Genomic DNA, 1,609 nt, shown 5'->3' on the forward strand with positions numbered 1-1,609 from the left:
CCCGATGTGATCGACTGAAGATCTGGATACGCTGGGTATCGCCGTGTATGAGCTCGTCCAACAGGCTGCCGATGAAGCGGGTGTTGCTGTCGAGGTTCCTAAACACGGCGTCGCGACGAAGGAGAAATGGGACGAACTCTACCGTATCGTTAACGAGCATTTCGACTCTGTCGTGTTTGTCCTCGATGAACTGGACATGCTCGTTGGACGACGGGACAAACAAGAGCCCGCGTTTTCGCGACTACTATATCAGCTCTCTCGGGCTGGGACGAACGACGACCTAAACGCGTATATCTCGGTCGTTGCGATCTCGAACGACACGAAGATGATGGAATCTGTTGGGAGTCGCGCAGTTAGCTCGTTTACTCCCGAAGATGTCCATTTCGACGATTACGATGCCGATCAACTTCAATCGATTCTTCGACGCAGGCAAGACGCCTTCCACGAAGATGTCGTCGACGAGGCTGTCATCCCACTTGCGGCGGCATTCGCCGCACAAACTCATGGTGACGCCAGGAAGGCGATTGATCTCATGCGTGTTGCCGGTGAATTAGCTGAACGGGAAGGTGACACTCGCGTTCGGGAAAAACACGTCCGCACCGCACAAGCCAAAGTCGAAAAGAATCGGGTGCTTGAGGTTGTCCGTGGTATTAGTACACAAAAGAAGCTCTGCTTATACGCAACCGCAGCCGTCGCCTCCAAAACCGATAGCGGGTCTGCTCGAAGCACGACCGGCTACCGCGTGTACCAGTACCTGACTGACGCCATCGACGCTGATCAGTACCACCAAGAAACGTACGTCAATAAAATGAAAGAGCTCACAACCTATTCGCTGGTCGACTTCGAACGTCGGAGCCACGGCCCGAGCTCTGGAATGTTCCTTGAGTTCCAGTTCGGAGAGCAACCAGAAACAATTCTGGAAACACTTCGAGAGGATTCGCGCATTGAGGCGGTCTCCGAAGATGAGGTCAACTCCGTCGTTGAAGCTCAAATCCGCAACCAGACGTAGGGGTGACTCTCACTAAGATCACCGTTCGTCGCCCTCCAGATCCATTCAGGATCGAGTAGACCTGATACTGTGTCCATTAGTTTGCGCATACACCCCTCTATCGATGTGTTCCCTAGGGTTGTTATCAAGAAACAATTGTCATTCTGTACGCTAGTCTTAGGCCCCTTGCTCATGATATCCCGTTAGTTCACGTACACACCCCTCTATCGATGTGTTCAAAACAGCCTGCTACCACGATACAACTTGGATTTTATTTCGACTCAATCTACAGATTAAATACTGTTTTCCGTTAGCCTGAGCACACACCCCTCTATCGATGTGTTCGGTGTGTCTGTTATCAAACCACAGAAGATATGCGTCTCACCTGTTTGACCCTATCAAGTCACTTTCCATTAAATCGAGTATACACCCCTCTATCGATGTGTGATCTCGTTTTTGAAGGGCTAAAACACCAGATTATCGAGGAATTTGTCCGGAGAGCATGGACGGCTCTACTGACCTAAGTCCCAGTATACTTGTCAGAAGCTACTCGTCCGCGTCGACTGGCCCTTTGTATTGTGAGCGGACCTTTTCCCCTTCCCGCCACTGCCAGTAGTAGTA

The 1,609-nt window shown here is 51.1% G+C and carries 1 pseudogene; it reads left to right on the top strand.

The window, feature by feature from the left end:
* Nucleotides 1–16: 16 nt before the first annotated feature.
* A pseudogene (locus tag Z052_RS01045) lies at nt 17–1,009 on the top strand (cell division control protein Cdc6); the annotation flags it as partial.
* Nucleotides 1,010–1,609 lie beyond the last annotated feature (600 nt).

This window comes from Halorubrum sp. C191, from assembly GCF_002727095.1.
In the GTDB taxonomy this organism is placed as follows: Archaea; Halobacteriota; Halobacteria; order Halobacteriales; family Haloferacaceae; genus Halorubrum; species Halorubrum ezzemoulense.